Here is a 17,654-nt window from a genome sequence, read left to right on the forward strand (position 1 = left end):
ATGGTTTGTTTGTGCTAGATCATTCCCACTATGTTCACGAAGACACCCTGGTGCCGGTAGCTTAAGTCGGTCAGGTCGTCGGAGAAGTCGCTGAAGTTGTAGCCCGCGCCGACCTTGAAGTTGTTCCCCAGATGGCGGTAGAGCCCCAAAAGCACGCCGCTGCGCCGGTCCTGTGCGTCCGGCAGGTCGAGCCGACGCCCCTCGGCGAGCGCATCCCATTTGTGCAGGAAATGCCAGTCCACCCGCACGACGTAGAGGTGGGCGCGGCTGTCGAAGTACTCGGGATTGACCCGGTCCATGCTCACCTGGCCCAGGCGGTAGGCGTACTTTCCGCCGACGCTCCAGCGCGGGGTCAGGTCGTACATGGCGTCGACGGAGGCGATGTGGCTGCGCTGCATCACGCCCGCGGTGGTGCCGGCGCCGTTCACCTGTTCCGCCGTCGGCATGTTGTAGAAGTAGGTGTACTTGACCAGGGCGTTCAGCCGATCGTTGGCGACGGGACGGTAGGCATATCCCACCACCGCCTCGGTATAGCTGCCGTCGTAGAAATTCCCCTGCGAGCTTTTGCTCTGGGAATAGTTGAATTTGCCGATGAGCCGCCAGTCCGGGGTCATCTGGTATTTGAGGCTGTTTTTCAGAAGCCAGGTGGTGCGCTTGAGGAAGCTCAGGTCAGGCTGCTCGGCGTCGTCCACCCGGTATTCCACGGCGCTGGAAAGCTTGACCCGATCGAAGCCGTAGCCGGCGCTCCCCCCCAGCGCCGTCCTCTTCAGCTCGGCGCCGGTCAGGTTGTCCTTGAGGGTGCCCAACTCCCCTTTCGCCCCCAGGTTCAGGCGGTCGGTGGGGGCGAGATCCACCCCGTAGGAATGGAGCAGGCCGCTGGGGACGTCGCCGTGGGTGTAGCGCTCCTCGCCGTAGACGCTGGCGCTGTCCGAGTAGCGGGTGCGGAACCCCGAGGCCACGGCCCCTTTCCTCGCCTGCACGCCGTTGTCGGAGCGCTCGTTCTCCAGGGTGTAATTGAGGTAAAGCGTGGTCCGGTCGCTGTAGAGGTACTCGCTGCCGAAGCGCCCCGCGGCACCCTGGTCTCCCGCGGAGAGCTCGCCGTTCACCTTGAAGCGGTCGGTCACCCGGAAGGCGCCCCCCACGCCGCCCCGGCCGTTGTCCTCGCGGTTGCCCGAGGTCAGGACCGACTGCTGCCCGAAGAGGTAGCTGCTCCAGCGCGCGTTGGAATCGTAGGAGACCTTGCCCACCACGTCGGTGCGCTCTCCGGTCTCCTGGGTCAGGGGAACCACCGGGGAATGGTCCTGGCGGCTGTCCAGGCGTGCCCCCGCCCCCGCGCTCCAGTTTTCGTTCACCCGGTAGGTGGCGTTCGCCTCGGCGGCGACAGTCTCCAGCCCCTGGTCCACGGTGCGCTGGTCTGCCTTCAAGTTGAGCCTCAGCCGGTCGTTGACCGGGACCTCCGCCGTGCCGCCGACCTGGACCGTTTCCTTTTCCGCGATCTGGCCCGGCGCCGAATACCCTGCCTCCAGCAGCTGGCTGTACAGGGTGAAGCGGCCGTGCCAATCCTTGTTGAGGTCCTGAAGCCCGAGGCTCGCGTCGAGCCTGTAGGCGCCGGCGGCGACTGCGGTATCGGCAGGCGACTGGACCGTGCTGTAGTTGAAGCCGCCGTCGCGCGAGGTCGAGGTGAAAAGCCCCGCCCCCTTGCTGCGGCCCGTTTCCAGTTTCAGCCAGGTGCCGGCGGATTGGCGCAGGGTCAGGTCCGCGCCGAGCAGGCTCTCCTCGATCGCCGCGTCGTTGCCACGGGTTGCGGTCACGCCGAGCTTGACGTGATCCCCGAACCAGTAGTGAGCCCGGCCGCCGACGGTCATGGCGTCGAGTTCCTGGACGCCGGGGGTGTATTCGTAGCGGGCCACCAGGAACACCGGGTTTCCGGCCGCCGCGTCGCTGTGCACGAGGAGGTTGTCCGACGCCGTCGATTCGAGGGGCTGGGTCAGCACCAGGCGCCCCTGCAGGTAGTCGACGTCGTAGTCCTGCACCGGGGTCAGGTCCTTCACCGCCAGGACGATACCCGAGTCCTTGTCCCGGACCTCGATGCGCACCCGCTCGGACCCCTGCAGCACATCCTGGCGGCGCAGGTAGTAAAGCGAGCCGCCGGTGCCGCGGAACTCGTCGCGCCCGGCCACGGTGCCGGGCTCGGCGGCGAAGCCGTCCACCATGAAGCGTTTCTCGCCGAAGCTGGTGACCCCCGGGATCTGGTAATGGAGGTTCGCGCCGTAAAGGCCGCGGTCCACGTGGGCCAGGTCGTTGTCGGTGTAGCCGACCCTGAAGTTGCCCCACAGGCCATAGTTCTGGTCCTTTATCAGCTTGGCGTAGAACTTCCCGCTGGTCGGCGCGTCCTCCAGCACCGTGGAGTCGTCCCCGTAGGTCGGGAAGTGGTAATCCTGGTCGATGCGCCTGAACAGCGCCTCGGGCGACTTGTCCAGGAAGTTCGAGAAGATCTCGTCCAGCGCCCCTTCGCGGGTGTCGGCGCTGGCGGTGAGTCCCCAGCCGTTGCCGAACTGTCCCTTGGTGTAGAAGGCGAGCCGTCCGTCGGCATTGAAGTCACGGCTGTACTGGGGCTTGTCCGGGGCGAGGAGGTGCGCCGGCCCGCTGGTCTTGTTCGCCGAGAGTGTCAGGTCCGCGATCCCCACCGCGAACCAGTCGTTCTTAGGCATGGCCAGGTCGCGCAGGAAGAGTTCGCCGTTGCCGGCTTTGTCGAGCACCGCCACCTCGACCGTGTGCATCCCTTTGGGCAGGATCTCCTCGGCGATGAAGCGCCCCTTGGCATCCACAGGCCCGGGGTACCCGGCCAGCCAGACCCGGTGCTCCGGCGGGATGGAGCTGCCGTAGGCCTGGACGGTCCCGCCGCTTACCGGGATGTTCCTCTTGGCGATGCGGCTGGCGCCATATCCGGCCAGAAGCTCCCGCTCCGGGTCTGAGCCGGCAACGCGGGGGTTGACCTGCTCGATCACCCACAACGGCTGGGGCTCGGTCTCATCGAAGTTCCCCGCGGCATCGAAGACGCGGACCAGGTACTTGAGCTCCCGGGCCGGGGTGGTCGGGGAATCGAAACCAGCGCTCCACTGGGCCTGCCCTTCGCCGTCCATGGGTATGACCGCCAGCGGAAGGTCGCGCACCGACCGGGCCTCGTCGAACACCCTGACCTCCGCCCGCTTGATGAAGCTGTGATAGTTGGTGTAGAGGCGGAAGCGGACCAGGTTCTCGGGGAACTCGGTTCCCGCCAGGTCCTGGTAGCGGATGCTGCGCGGCCAGGCGGTGACGTTCAGCCTGGGGAGCGCCTTGAGGTTGTCGTACTTGAACTCGATCCTGGCGCGGTCGAGGGCGAGGTCGGTGCAGCGTTGCAGGTCCGGGATGCTCTTGTTAAGGTCGTCCACCGGCTTGCCGTCCACCGAGATGCGCAAAAGGTTCAGCCCCAGCGGGTCGGCCGTGTTCACCTCGCGGGTCATGCGGAGGATGTCCACCCCCTCGTAGTCGTTGATCGGGACCTGCTCGTCATAGACGACCTGTACCTCGACCCTGGAGGCGCCCGCGCCGCTGAACCCGGTGGCGACCACGTCCGCGGACTGCACGTACCCCCGCCCTTCGAATTCCGCCTTGTTCCCGGAAAGCCCCATCTTCTCGCTCACTGCCGCCATGCTGCGGCGGGCGCGCGCAGTGGACCAGCCGACGTCGTCGCCGTAAATGGCGGCGTTGCGCCGGTCGAGCCTTTCGTTGTCGATGTAGCCGGTAAAGCGCAGCCGCACGTTGGCCCGCTCCTTGATCTCAGCCATGAGCCGCCCGAGCCGGTCGGTGTAACCTTCCGGCAGCACCGGGTTGCCGTCCTGGAACAGGATCGGGGCGATGGCGCCGGAGGGGGGGTCGTAGACCTTGGTGACCGTCTCGGCACCCGCGTCTTCCGGGCAGAGCTGGGGCTCGTCCGGCAGTTCCTGCATGGCGTCGTCGTGCCAGAACTCGACCACTACGCGCCGGTTCAGGGCCCTTCCCTGCGGCGTGTCGTTGGAGGCGGCCGGGAGGACGCTTCCCTTCCCCTCGCTTTCGAAGGCGACCCTGGATCCCTTCATTGCATCCTGGACGGCAAGGGCGACGCGCCGGGCCACTGCCTTGGAGAGCCCCAGCTGGTCCCCGTAGATGCGCTCGTCGCGCGCCTCAAGCGGCGCGTTGTCGCTGTAGGCGATGAACTTGACGGAGAGGTTCTGCTTTCCCTGCAGGTTGTCGAGCGCCTGCCTCACCTGTTGCGGGAACTCACCCGGCACGGTGAGAAGAGCCGCGTCGTACTGCAGCGGGGCGATCAGGTTCCTGACGCGGACGCGGTGGGAGAGCCCCTCCTTGTAGCGCATCTTGCAGACCGTCTCGGTGCGGCAGACCTTGACGCGGTTCACCTGCGCCGGGACGACCACCTCCTTCTCCACCATCTTCTCGCCGATCTCGTCGTACCAGACCTCGACCTCGACCCGGCGGTTGAGCGCCCTCCCCTCCTCGGTTGTGTTGGGGGCGACCGGCCTGGCGTCCCCCATCCCCTCGTAGGAAATCGCTTCAGCGGGGAGGGCCAGGGCGCGCTGGCAGTACTCGGCGGTGGTGCCGGCGCGCTCCCGGGACAGGCCGGTGTTGTCGCCGAACTTCGCCTTGAGCGGCCCGCTCAGTTGCTGGGTGTCGGCGTGCCCGACGAAGTGCAGGCGCACGTTGTTGCGGCCGCGCATCTTTTCCAGCACGCCGCGCAAAAGTTCCAGGTACTCGCTGGTGATCTCCGCGTCGCCGGTGCGGAAACGGATGGGGGGGACCAGGTTGGCCACCTTCACCGTCTTCACTTCCTTCTCGGCGACCTGGCGCTTTTCGGTGCGGTCCCCCTGGTCCTGGGCGAAAACGGCGGGGTCGAGCAGCCACGGGGTATAGGCCGCGTCCTTGGGGAGGTGCCCCTCGGTCGTCTCGCCGCAGCTCGCGGCCTCCCTGACATTGGGAAGAGCAGCGGCCGCCGGTGCGCTCGCAGCCTTGGCGGCCGGCGCGGGCGCGCTCTCCGCACGGGCGGCGGGCCCGGCTACGGCCACGGACGCGAGGATCATGAATGTAAGGGCGATACTTTGCTTCACCATTGGTCCCATCCATCTACCCAAACAGGTTGAGTTGCCTTGTTGCATGCCATTTCGCTATCTCCCTGCCCCCCCTGTAGCCAGGTTGGGCGAGCCAGGTCCTCCCCCGGTAAACGGGAATTCCATCAAGGCGGGGCGCCCCGGCGCCAGAAGGTCTCGGTCTCGATGGTGAGGGGATAGCCGTCTCCCCATTTGCCCGCGATCTCCTTCTTGAGCGCCTTCAGGCGCTGCTCGACCAGTCCTTCGCTCTCGATCTCGGCCAGGTAGGAGAGCCTCAGCACCGCTGGCTCCTTGCGCAGCTGCTTCAGCAACAGGTCGATCCTCGGCCGCCATTGCCTGCGCAGCTTGGCGCTCTTGGGCTCGAAGGCGCCGTCGGCCACGTCCATGGAGACCACGTGATGGATCGCCGCGCCGAAGTTGAAGCGCAGCATCTTGCCGCGCGTGGCGCGCTGCACCTGCGGGTTCTCGCCGGTCACCCGGTAGCCTGTGGGGAGGGTGCGGTCGTCGACCTTGAGGATGAAGTTGCTGCCGCGGTCCTCGTCGGGGACCACCGCGCAGGTGATGTGGAAACGGCCGAACTCGTCGGTGGTGGAGACGAGCCCCCGGGCCGTCACGGTCCGCACCCCCGGAAGCCCCTTTTCCCCGGCATCCGGATAGCCGTTGGCGTTCGCGTCGTCAAAGACCTTGCCGATGATGTCGGTGCAGTCGAGGTCGGCGTCCGGGACGACGCGGACGGTCGCGGAGGCGACCGGCGACGCGACGCTGTCGGTGAGGTTGTCGAGCACCTGGGCGCGGTTCACGTACTCTCCCTCGGAGACGCCGGAGCCTGCGATCATCAGGAAAGAGACGCGGTGGCTGGTGCTGCTGCTAAGCTGCGCCACGCTCCAGATCATCTGGCGCGTATTGAGCGCCGGCTCGGCCTTCTGGCCGTCCAGGCGCGCCGAACCGGCCACATACCTGAATCCGAGCGGGAAGGTGTCGACCAGGCTCAGGTTCCTCAGCGTCACCCCCAGGGTGTTGTTGAGGGTGATGGTGTAGGGGACCAGCTGGCCGCGGGTCACGTTGGTCAGTGCGGCGCTCTTGGTGATGGCGATCGCCGTGTCCAGCGTCGGGTCGACGGCGATGTGGTTGTTGTAGATCTGACTGTGGCCCGGCTGCAGGTTGCCCAGGGTGAGGCGCAGGTAGTACGCCGTGGCGGCGCCGGGGAGCACCGAGGCGCCCGGCACCAGGTCGGAGCTTTGCGCCTCGCAGTATCCGGCCGTGGTCGGCACCGCGTCCGCAGCGCTCCCCGGGCAGGAGGGGACCGAGAAGGAAGCCGTGCTGTCGCTTGAGACCGGCGGGACCAGCCTGGAGACGCCGGCCATATACCCGGAGGCGGGGGGCGTCACCTGGATCAGATAGTCGCCGCCGGAGGGGCAGGAAGGGTCGCTGAAGTTGAGGTCGAATTTATACAGGCCGCTTGCCGTGGTCACCTGCCCCTGCTGCACCGGGTCGCTGAAGCAGCTGGCCGAAAGGCGCGTCAGGCTTCCCGCCTGGACCATGGCCAGGGTGGCCCCCGGCACCGGCGTGCGGATGATGGAGTTGTAGACCGCGCCGTTGGGGGTGAGCGGAAGGTTCAGGTCCTGCGCGAGGCCGCCGCCGCTGGCCACGATATCGGTGATGCGCTGCATGCCGTTGGTGAAGGGGGAAGCGCACCAGCCGAGAAGCGCCGTAGATGAACCGGCGCCCGGCGCCCGGAAGCGAAGCTCGTAGCGGATCGCGGTCCCGGCGTTGGGCGCTACCCCGCTGAAGCGGTAGGAACCGTCCGCCGCGCTCTCTACCGTCCCCACCACGCGCCCGTCCTGGTAAAGCTCCACGCTCCATCGCGCGGCGGGAAGCTCGCCGGCGTCCTGGGTGTTGTCGTGGTTTGCGTCCTGCCAGACCGAGCCGCTCAGGCTCGCGCTCCCCGGCATGCCTCCGACGGTGACGGAGGTCCCAGCACTTGCCACCTGGGTGGGGGTGTCCCAGCTCGCCTGCGCCGTGTTGCTGATCACGCTGCCGGCGGTCACCGTGCCGTTGAGCTTCACCTCGAAGCGCAGGACCACCGACGCCCCCGGCGCGAGCGCGCCGTAGCTGGCGCCGTAGTTCGCCGTCAGCACCGGCGCGTTAAAGCTCACGCCGTTCGTGGAGCCGTTCATCATCGCGGAGTTGGCGACGTAGCCTCCCTGGGAAGATAGCGGGGCCAGGTCGTCGGTCAGCACCACCCCATTGGCCGGCACCTGCCCTATGTTGGTGGCCCGGATGGTGTACTCCAGAACGCCCCCCGGCAGCACCGCCCCCCCTCCCACCACCACGGCGGACTTGGTGACGGAGAGCCTTTGGGCGTTGCCGACGGCGATGACGGTCGGCTGGTAGCCGTTACCGGGGTTGCCGTCGGAGTCGGTGGAGAGAAGCGGCAGCTCCGCGGTCGCCACGCTCCCCTGATTGCTGATGACCGTTCCCGTTGCGACTGCCGGATTGACCTGGACCCTGAAGGTTACGACACCGGTGCCGCCTGCCGCGAGAGTACCGTTGCTGGCGGGGGGCGCAGGCGGAGTGAGTCCCGAGGAGACGACACCGATGCCGTTGGTTAGGGGCGACGCGCCGGAGCCTGGATCCGCGACAGCCACGCCGTTCAGGCGCGTGGAGCCCGGGACGTAGCTCGTGTCGGCGGGGATCGCGTCGGTGAAAAGCAGGCCGGTCGCGGCAGTCGCCCCCGAGTTGGTCATGGTTATGGTGTACTGGAGCTGGTCGCCCGGATCTACCAGGCCGTTGCCGTTCTGGTCGCCGGCGAGCTCGACCGTCTTCAGCGCGTAGACGAGCGGGAGATTCCCCACCACCACGGTGGTCGGATCGTTGGGGACCGGGGTCGCGGGGTCGTCCGAGACCTCTTCGGGGAACGGCCCGCTCGCCGCGCCGGTGCCGTAGACGACGGCCTGGTTGGAAAGGAGGGTGCCGGCCACCACGCTCTTGCTGATCCGGACCTGGAAGGTGACGGTGGCGACGTTGGAAGCCGTCCCCGCCGCCGCGGGCATGGCGCCCGGCGCGGGGTTGGCGGGGGAGTTGATCGTCATGCCGCCTTGCAGGGGGCTCACGCCGGCGCTCGCATCGGCGACAGCATTGCCGTTCAAGGTGGTGCTGTTGGCGACGTAGCCGGTGTTGGCCGGGATCTGGTCCCGCAGCGTGACCCCGGTCGCATTCTCGGTGCCGTCGTTTCTGAGGGTGATGGTGTAGCGCAGCGTGTCGCCGGCCGTGACCGTTGCGGTGCCGGATGTCAGGTCCTGCACCGTCTTTTTGAACTGGAATTTGGGCGCCGACGCGATGAGGGTCCGGGTCGGGTCGGCGCTTCCGGGGAGCGCCGGGTCGTCGCTCAGTTGGGACGGCAGAAGGGGCGAAGCGACCTGCGCCTGGTTCGCCACCAGCGAACCGTTGTCGATCACCGGTTGCAGGGTGGCCTGGAACTCGACCACCAGCTTGTCGCCCGCCTCCCCCTGCGGGGCGACGGTCAGGTTGCCGATACTTACCACCCCGGTCCCCTTGGTCCCGCCGTTAGCCGAGGTCGCAGCGACGGTCGCACCCGCCGGAAAGCTGAGGAGCTTCAGGCTCCCCGGCACGAACATGGCGGAGGAGTTCAAACGGTCCAGCTCATCGGTCAGGGTGAAGTTCGCCGCTCCCAGCGTCCCGACGTTTTGGACGGTAAGCGTATATTTCAGCGTGTCCCCCGGCCTGGCGCCTGCGCCGGACTCCCCCGTGGTCGCGTTCAGCACCGTCTTGGTGAAGTTCAAGAGCGGCGCCTGGGTGGTGACGGCGAACGCGTCCTGCAGGTCCAGCACCCCGGGCGTGCCGTTGGTGAGCTGGCCGATGCTGGTCTGGATGTTCTCCGGCGCGGTTGCGGCCGGATCGGCGCTCAGCCACCTGGTGGCTCCCGCGACGTTGGTAAGGGTGATCCCCCCTGCCGTGTAGGGATCGAGCGCGGCGCTGTAGCTGACGATCAGGCGCTCGCCCGGGGCGATCGCGGCAGCGGCGGACTTCATGGCGACCGTCATAACGCAGGCGGGTGCCGGTGCGAAGGTGACGGTGAAGTCGGCGCCGTTGGCCAGTTGCGCGGAAACGGGGGTGACCCCGTCGCTCTGGTAGATGCGGGCCGTCACGTTCGTGGGCGCAGAGCCGCACATGCTCCCCGGAGCGGGAGTGGTCACCTTGGGGAGGATGTCCGAAAGGGTGGTCTGCCAAGCGGTGCTCCCGCCGCTATTGCGGACGTCCAGGGTGAAGACGCCGGGGGCGAGGGCGTTGACGATGGCCGGGCCGCTCTTTTGCAAGGTCAGCGCAGGGCCGACGATGGTGACTGCGGCGCTCGCGCCGGGCGCGCCGGCGGCCTGCGTGGCAGGGGTGTTGTTGACGCCGTTGTAGCTGTAGGTCGCGCTGTTCTGGAACTGTTTCCCCAGGGTGTTGGCGGCGGAGTTAGTGAGCACCACCGTGACCTTCACGACGGCCTGCCCCCCGGCGGGGATATCGATGCCGCCCGCGGTGTCCTGGATGACGAGGCTCGTCGCGCTGCCTGTGTTGACCGGGGTGAACGCCGGGCCCGATACCCGCTCCACGCCGACGAACCGCAGGTCCACGCCGGTAAACGTTGAGCTCAGCTCGTCCAGGATGCGCACGTCGTACATCGCCGTGGGCTGCGGCACCGCCGGGACCTTTATGCTGTAGCTGAAGGGTTGGCCGATGGCGGCTGTCGACACCAGGGCCTGCTTGGAGAGCGCCGTGGCCGCCGCGGTGGTCAATTGGACCGTGGCCGCGCTGGTCGGCCCGTACACCTGCCGGTTGGCAAGGACGCTGGAGGCCGGCACCTCTTCGCTGTCGAAGGAGTAATAGCGGGCGATCTCCGCCCGGTTGTTCAGCGTCACCCCGGCCCCGAGGCCGGCGTCGCCCTTAAGCTGGTACTCCACTTGAAGTGCCTGCCCCGGCGGGATGGTGTAGAGGCCGGCGGAACCGGCCACGTCGAAGTTCCAGGTCGCGACGCCGGTTGCCGCGCTGTAGCTTGGCGCGAGCCTGGGGAGCGTGGCGGTGACCGCGCCTGTCGCCGTGTCGACCAGGGTCACGCCGGTGGTGGTCACCCCCCCCTGGCGCAGCCCCACCGGGAGCGTGTCGGCAAGGAGAGGGTTGTAGGCGGGTGCCGTGCCGCTGTTGGCTGCCTTGACGGTGTAGGTGATCGCTTCGCCGGCAGTTATCACCGTGCCGCCGCTTGCCGTTACCGCACTCTTGGAGAGGTTCAAAAGCGGCTGCCAGACGTTGACGGTCGCCGCCGACTGCTTCGGGTCAGCGGCAATGCCGTTGATGGCGTAGCTCAACGTGGCGTTGTTGGTGAGCTGCTGCGCCGTGGGGGATTGCGCCAGTGCGTCCTTCACCACGTGCGCGCGGTACCGGATGTTGAGGGTGTTGTTGGCGGCGTTGTTGTCCGCCGAGTTGGCGACGTTGCCCAGGTTCCAGGTCAGGTTGCCGGTGGCGCCCGGGGCGGGCTGCGAGGCCAACGTATAGGAGAAGTTGCCGCTCCCGGAGGCCGGGGCGATGCCGACCAGCGCGTCGAAGGCTATCCCTGGCGGCAGCTGGTCGGTCAGCACCACGTTCTGGGTCACCCCTTCGCGCAGGGTGAGGGCGAGGTTGTAGATGACCGTGTCGCCCACGCGCAGGGTCGAGTCGGTGCCGCTGCCCGGTGCTGCAGTCCAGGAATCGGAAAGTACGGTTTTGGCAAGGGCAGTCGGGTCAAACGAGGAGACGGTGGCGGATATCGGACCCGAGCAGTAGTTGTTGGGCGCGGTCACGCTGGGGCACCCCGCGCCGGTGCGCTCGCCGGCGCTGGAGCCGGAGAGGGAGGTCCAGTCGACGTACACGTCGTTGGTGATGGGCGCGCCGCTGGTCTGAAGCACGGTCACCAGGTAGCTCAGCACCAACGTGCCGCCGGCAGGGATGTCGAGGCTGGCGTCGCCGTTTTGGCTCCCCCAGTCCACGGCGCCGCTTGGCAAAAGGGCCGGGGTGGTGATGAAGCCGCTCACGGGGGCGCCCCCCATCTGCGCCGTCGCCGACCCGGGCACCAGCGACACGTTCGCCGGCAGGAAATCCATCACGTCGGCGTCGTAGGCACGGGAGCCGCCGTCGTTGGTGACGGTGACCGTATAGCGCAGGACGTCGCCCGGTACCGCGGCGGAGGAGGTCTGCTTCCCGGCAGGGGAGGCGTAGCCAACCGTTTTCGCAGCGGTGAGGTGAGGCTCGACCACGGTCATGTTGGCTGTGGTAGCAGCACCCCCGGCAGCCTGGCTCAGGCTGTCGCCGTTTACCTTGTTGTAGCTGTACGAAGCCGTGTTGTTGAAGGTCAAGCCGTTTCGGTTGGCGACGCTGTTTTGCAGGGCCGCTGTCACCTGGATCACCGCCTGCCCGCCGGCCGGGATGTCGATCCCGGTGGCCAGGTCCTGGAGGATGACGTTGCCGGCGGTGCCGGTGTTGGTCAGGTTCCAGTTGCCGCCTGAGATCACCTGAGCGTCCACGAAGCTCATCCCGGCGGCGGAGAGCCCCAGGTTGTCCAGGATCCTGACGTCGTAAAGGGGGACGTCGGTCGGGGTGGCGGGAACCTTGATGAGATAGCTGAACTGCTGGCCGATGGTCGCCGTGGTCTGAGCCGGATTCGCCTTCGACAGCGCTCCCGGCGCCTGGACGGTCACCCTGGTGGCATCCCCTCCCGAGCCCAGCAGCACCGTTCCGTTCAGGTAGGGGTCGTCGCTTGGGCCGGACCAAAGCGTCGGGGGAACGGTGGTATTGTCGGTCCCGGTGAGGTTGGCCTGGTTGGAGACGACGGTGCCGTTGGCTAGTGTCGAATCGAGGGTGGCGTCGAATTCGATCTGGATCTGCGAATTGGTCGTGGCGCCGCCTGGCAGGTTGAGCCCGGAGATGGTGATGGAGCCAGGGGTCCCGCCGCTTGGCTGGGTGACGCTCGTGGAGCCCCCGGCCGGGGTGACGGTGACGTTGGCGATGGAGCGCAGCCCCGCAGGGAGGTTGTCCGTTATGGTCACGCCGGTAAGCGGCGGCCAGGTGAAGTTCTGCAAGAGCAGCGTGTAGCGCAGCCGGTCTCCCGGGAAGGCCGCCGCGGCGGGGATCGCGCCGGTGGTGAGATCCCGTACCGTTTTTTGGAAGTAGTAGCCGGCCAGCGCAGCGGTGACCGTGTAGGCGTCCTGGAAGTCGAGCGTTCCAGGTGTTCCGTCCGTTATGGTCCTGTCGTACTGGCGGCGGCCTGCAAAGCTGCTATTCGCGCTGAACCACCTGGTGACGCCGGCGATGTTGGTAAGCCCCGTGCCGGATGCGACGCCGGTACTGTCGACCTGTGCCTGGTAGCTTACGATGAGACGCTGGGTGGGGGCGATCTTCACCGTGTCGAGCAGCGTCAGGGTAAGAAGCCCCGGCGCACCGCTGCCGCCGCTCCAGGTGAGGGTGAAATCCGTGTTGTTTGCAAGCGGAGCGGAGACCGGGGTGACGCCGTCGGAGGCGAAGATCCGCGCAGTGATCGTCCCCGCCGGGGAGACCGTGCTCATGCCGGCCGGAATGTGGTCGGCGATGGTCGCGTTCCAGACGTCGCTTCCCCCGGTGTTCTGTACGTTGAGCGTGTATCTCACCTGCGAATCCAGGTTGACCGTCGAGGCCGAGCCCGTCTTGGTGAGCGTGAGATCGGGCTCGACCACCGTCATCGGAGGGGTAGTGCCGGGCCAGGCCTGGAGATCTACCATACTCGTCGTGTTGATCGGCTTGTTGAACCACATCTTGGCGGTGTTGGAAAATTGCGTTCCTGCCAGGTTCACGCTAGCCGGGGTGTTGTCGAGGATGACGGTGACGTCGATCTCCAAGTTGTAACCGGCGGGGAGCGAGGCCAGCGAGGGGTTGTACTCGTAGGAGAAGACCAGGTGCTTGCTGGCGTCGGACAACACGCCGGGGTGATTGGTGAGCCAGCTGCCGCTTGCGCCCAGGGCCAACGGCGCGCCGCCGTTCAACGCGGTCTTCGCGCCGGTTGCGGGGTTGACCAGGTAGGCGGCGTTGCTGACGTAGCTCAAGGCCGCGCCTGTCGCGGTGAGGTCGTCGGGTATGACGACATTGGTCACGGTGGCGTCGTCGGCGTTCGCCATGTACTGGAAAGTCCCGGTAGCGTCGAGTTTCCCCAGAAGCGGCACTGTGATCGTATAGGTGAAAGGCACGCCGACGGCGGCAGTGGTCTGGGACGGCGGGTTCTTCTTGCTGACGGCATCAACCGGCACCATGAACGCCTGGCAAGAAGGGCTGATGTTGTTGTACCCGCCTGGGGCCCAGTAGATCCAGAAGTCGGAGTGGGTGGGGTCGTTGCACGACATGTTGCCGTAGTAGAAGACATCGAGGAAAGCTATGTAATAGGACTGCTGCTGCGGGAAGTTGAAGTTGATATTCGTGATTGGGAACCCGCCGATGGCCTCGGAGAAGTTCTTTATGGTGCAGTTCATGTCGACCCCGAAGGTCGAGGCTGCTTTAACCGCCGCCAGTGTCGCGGGATTGTTGCCGTCGACCACTCCACCGAATTCGGAGCAGAAAACACCGGCAGCCTGTGCCCCCGTGGGGATTCCCAGCATGACGAGCAAGAGAGCGCTGAACATGACGGCGCGCAGAGAACGCGCGGTCAGCCCGATCTCCCGGGATGAAGCTGCAACCAGCCGGCGAACGACATTTGCTAGGAATAGCTTTAACTGGATAAGTATTCGCACTTCAGCCCTCGACAATGAAATTGCACCGAAAAATAGTTAGCGCTCACATCTTCCGAAGATGAGAGCGCTAACTGTATCCGGGGCATGCCGGAGCCAGATGCTAGCTCATCTCTTCGGCAACCCGGCTATCCTGTCAGTCCAGGACCCGTGGCTTTGCGTCACCAGATCACTCTGGTTTTGCCCGTTCGGAGAACGTCTGCAGTAATCAAGATCATGAAACAAAAAAACCCGCGCCATAGCCGATGCTTCGACTGATAGCGCGGGTTTCACTTGCCCCGTAGGGATGAGACTTACCGCTTTTGCTTTAATTTGTACCGCCGGAAGATTTCTATCCGGCCGCCATCATTTCAGGCGTTCCTGCTTCGTCGCATCGCAAACCCTGTAGTCGGCGATATTGACCGTGACCTGGAGGTGCGGTGCGGAGAGCAGGCCGATCACCTTCATGCATTCGGTCAACTTCCGCTTCCAGTCCGGGTCAAGGCTCGGATTAAGGGTCCTGTGCATGGCTATCCTCGCAAGTAGTTTTTTAAATCCGCGCCATAAAAAAGCGCTCACATCTGCCTAAGATGAGAGCGCTCCTTAGTGCCGGGACTATTACCGGGTGCCAAGATGCCAGCTCATCTCTTCGGCAACCCGGCTATCCTGTCAGTCCAGGACCCGTGGCTTTGCGTCACCAGATTACTCTGGCTTTGCCCGTTCGGAGAACGTTTTAGTTTTCAACCACTCGTGCAACGTTTCATGCGCTCTTGAGAAACACCCACTGTTCCACAAAAAAAGAGCGCCCACATCTTCCGAAGATGAGAGCGCTCCTTGTGTCGGTACATACCGGGTGCCAAGATGCTAACTCATCTCTTCGGCAACCCGGCTGTCCTTTGAATTAGGACCCGTGGCTTTGCGTCACCAGATCACTCTGGCTTTGCCTGTTCGGAGAACAATTTGGTTTTGAAAAACTGTCACAGAGAGAATCGGTTTCCAGCCCCGGACAGTCAGCATAAAAAAAAGAGCGCTCACATCTGCCTAAGATGAGAGCGCTCCTTGTTTCGGTAATAATCCCGGATGCCAAGATGCTAACTCATCTCTTCGGCAACCCGGCTATCCTTTGAGTCAGGACCCGTGGCTTTGCGTCACCAGATTACTCTGGTTTTGCCCGTTCGGAGAACGTTGTCGACATAAGCGACGATTCATCTTCTAACAAAGACGTTACCAAATTGCAACTATTTTTTTGGCCCTTCTTCATTTTTTTACACACATGACATCATCTCAATACCGGTTGATGACTCCCCGTGTCTGACAAGCCCGAACAACTCACCAGTTTTAGCGTAACTACACACCCCTCTGCGTCTCCTTTAAGCCCGTCACCCAGTTGGCGATCAAAGCCGACTACCAGATCTACGACGATCACGGCACCGGCGGCAGCACCAAGCTCGACAACGACAAGTTCCAGGTAACGTTGGGATTCGTCTTCTAAATGAAAAGGGGAGGCCGGATCGGCCTCCCCTTTTTTGTTCCCCCGTAGCTATCAACAAGGAGCTTTAATCGCTCTCCCGCCCTTCCATGTACCTCTTTCCAACTCGACTCGCTCGCACCTCCCCTCGGAAATGACGTTTTCTTTTTCGAATATGTCATATTTCCATTCAAATACGTCACATTCTTTAGTGAATATGTCATATTCGTTAGTGAAAACGTCACATTTTGAATCAAATATGACGTATTTGATTTCGAAAATGACACATTTGGGAAAAATAGGATGTTTCCCGCTCCGGAAATGACACATTTGAAAAAAAGATGACCTTTTCCGTGCAAGATTTCACCTGATGGGAGCTCTTATGTTCCGGCCTGGGAACTGAGCATCTCCCGCTGTTGCCGATTCGGAGCCCCGCCATGTCAGAACAGTTGTCGCCTCGATACCTTTTGTAATATAAGGGCCACAGCAGGAGGCCATTCTTAGCATTGCCAATGAGCCGCGCTTTGCCGAGGCACCACCGGCGCGTATCGTGCCAGTGCTCGCCGATGAAGGAGTCTATGTAGGCAGCGAATAGAGCTTCTACCGTGTCCTGCGAGCCGCTGGGCAGTGCGGTCGCCGGGGACATGCGAAAACTCATCGAAAGTCGAGGCCGCCGACCACTCATATCGCCACGACTCCCAACCAGGTGTGTCTAGGCAACAACTAGCTTGACTCCCCTTCATCATCAACTTCGACCCGATTGCGGCCGCATTGCTTCGCTCGATAAAGAGCTGCGTCAGCTCGTTTAATGGCATCTTCTACGCCCGAGGATGCACCCATTTCGGCGACTCCGATACTCAAAGTAACTAACAATTCAGTTCCCTGATATATAAAAGGCACTGATCCAATAGTTTTCCTCAAACGGTCCGCTAGAATAACCGCATCGTCCAAAGAAGTATTTGGGGTAACAACCACAAATTCCTCGCCACCAATTCTGCCAATGATGTCATAACTTCGCAGCTCAGCTTTCATGCGAGCTGTAACCGACTTCAGTACATAATCTCCCGCTGGATGGCCCAAGCTGTCGTTGATTTTCTTGAAAAAATCCACATCCGCAATCATAACGCAAATCGGATCATGATTTCGCGCAGCCCTTTCATGCTCTTCTTTTAACCGCTTCAGTATTGACCTTCGATTCGTAAGACCCGTTAGTTCGTCAGTTTGCGCGAGCTGAATCAGGTGTTGTTGGGCAATATCTAGGCTGATAACCAAACGCCAAATCAGGCCATATGATGTGGCAATGATCAATCCTAAAATTACAAAGGAAGTCAAAGCTATTAGCAGCTTCGTTGTCTGAGTATGGTTCACAAGTTCGGTAATAGGAATTTTGAGACTCACTGCTCCAATTAGACTCCCGATCTTTACAGCATGACATTCCAAACATGATCCATCTGCGCGGAACGGGGCAGCAAAACGAAAGACGGGGGATTTTTTATTATTTTCAATAATCGCAACCTCTAGCGCTCCTTTTGCAAACTGATTGAGTGCATTGGCTTCAAACGGATCAGGTGCGCTTGCCGGATTTATTGGCTGTAAACTAACCGCACGATATGATGTTCCGCCATCCGTCTCACTTCTTTCAGAAATTTCTTTAATCATAATGGCATGGTTTCTCAATGTTAGTATGCGACCATCAGCGGTTTTGATATCTGGGTTTATACCAAGTTTTTTTAAGTACACATTTGATTTTGTTTCTTTTTGTTTTTCTACATACACTCCATCATATTCATTATTCCACATCCTAGTGTGATTCAACAGATCAATGTATGCCAGTGCCTCTTGCCTTGCTTGCCTTAGAAGCAGAGAATCAACTCTATTAAAGAGATAATATGTGATAGCAATGTTGATTGTAGAGATTCCTAGGCATAAACAAACCTGATTAGCGCCAATCTTCCGCTAGACGTAACCATGTCTCTGATCGCCTGCCGGTACGGGCAGCAGCTGTTACAAGACGGGGCAACATCGCAGCCAGATCAAAGCGCCGGTTGAAACGATACTGATATTCGCCGAGATACCTGTGTGGGTACTTCGAGAAGTCGAAGGCATGGTAGGTCCCCACGATGGCATTCTTGAGGTTGCCGAGGATGGTGTTAACCCAGGTGAAACATTCCATCTTCTGGCTCTTCGTGGAGCCTTTTCTGATTATGTGCTTCTCGTGAGTGCAACCGGCTTCTGTTACAGCTGTAAAGCCCCATAATCCGTCTGAGACAACTGTTGTAG

The 17,654-nt window shown here is 63.0% G+C and carries 5 protein-coding genes, 1 pseudogene and 4 riboswitches; of the genes and pseudogenes, 1 reads left to right on the forward strand and 5 read right to left on the reverse strand.

All coding sequences use genetic code 11. From position 1 onward, the window contains the following. Positions 1 to 14 precede the first annotated feature (14 nt). From K419_RS24360 to K419_RS23840, 3 genes are all read right to left on the reverse strand, one after another. Positions 15 to 5,144: an OmpA family protein gene (locus tag K419_RS24360; RefSeq protein WP_026841967.1), complete on the reverse strand. Its 5,130-nt coding sequence runs from the start codon at positions 5,142 to 5,144 to the stop codon at positions 15 to 17. 122 nt (positions 5,145 to 5,266) lie between these two features. Continuing rightward, complete coding sequence (locus K419_RS0112935; RefSeq protein ID WP_026841968.1) at positions 5,267 to 13,930, reverse strand: SdrD B-like domain-containing protein; 8,664 nt, start codon at positions 13,928 to 13,930, stop codon at positions 5,267 to 5,269. 112 nt (positions 13,931 to 14,042) lie between these two features. After that, a riboswitch (cyclic di-GMP riboswitch) is annotated at positions 14,043 to 14,122 on the reverse strand. Positions 14,123 to 14,272: 150 nt separating this feature from the next. Continuing rightward, entirely contained in the window at positions 14,273 to 14,434 is a 162-nt protein-coding gene (locus tag K419_RS23840) for a hypothetical protein (protein ID WP_198013113.1), read from the reverse strand. Between the two features lie 120 nt (positions 14,435 to 14,554). Then, a riboswitch (cyclic di-GMP riboswitch) is annotated at positions 14,555 to 14,634 on the reverse strand. Between the two features lie 148 nt (positions 14,635 to 14,782). Beyond that, positions 14,783 to 14,861, reverse strand: a riboswitch (cyclic di-GMP riboswitch). A 148-nt stretch (positions 14,862 to 15,009) separates the two neighbouring features. Then, a riboswitch (cyclic di-GMP riboswitch) is annotated at positions 15,010 to 15,088 on the reverse strand. 785 nt (positions 15,089 to 15,873) lie between these two features. Here K419_RS23840 and K419_RS24130 point away from each other — a divergent pair. After that, positions 15,874 to 16,083 (forward strand): annotated as a pseudogene (locus K419_RS24130) (IS3-like element ISAzo10 family transposase); the annotation flags it as partial. Positions 16,084 to 16,097: 14 nt separating this feature from the next. Here the strand turns inward: K419_RS24130 and K419_RS22795 are convergent. Together K419_RS22795 and K419_RS0112955 are read right to left on the reverse strand one after the other, a co-directional pair. Beyond that, positions 16,098 to 17,324: a diguanylate cyclase gene (locus K419_RS22795; protein ID WP_051293023.1), complete on the reverse strand. Its 1,227-nt coding sequence runs from the start codon at positions 17,322 to 17,324 to the stop codon at positions 16,098 to 16,100. Next, positions 17,314 to 17,654: transposase (locus tag K419_RS0112955; RefSeq protein ID WP_026840964.1), on the reverse strand; the 341-nt coding region annotated here is incomplete at its 5' end. The genes K419_RS22795 and K419_RS0112955, both read right to left, overlap by 11 nt.

Source organism: Citrifermentans bremense R1 (assembly GCF_000426865.1).
GTDB lineage: Bacteria > Desulfobacterota > Desulfuromonadia > Geobacterales > Geobacteraceae > Geomonas > Geomonas bremensis.

Excerpts from the sequence above, each read along its gene's own strand:
- K419_RS24360 (WP_026841967.1), bottom strand. The coding sequence starts at position 5,144 with ATGGTGAAGCAAAGTATCGCCCTTACATTCATGATCCTCGCGTCCGTG.
- K419_RS23840 (WP_198013113.1), bottom strand. The coding sequence starts at position 14,434 with ATGCACAGGACCCTTAATCCGAGCCTTGACCCGGACTGGAAGCGGAAG.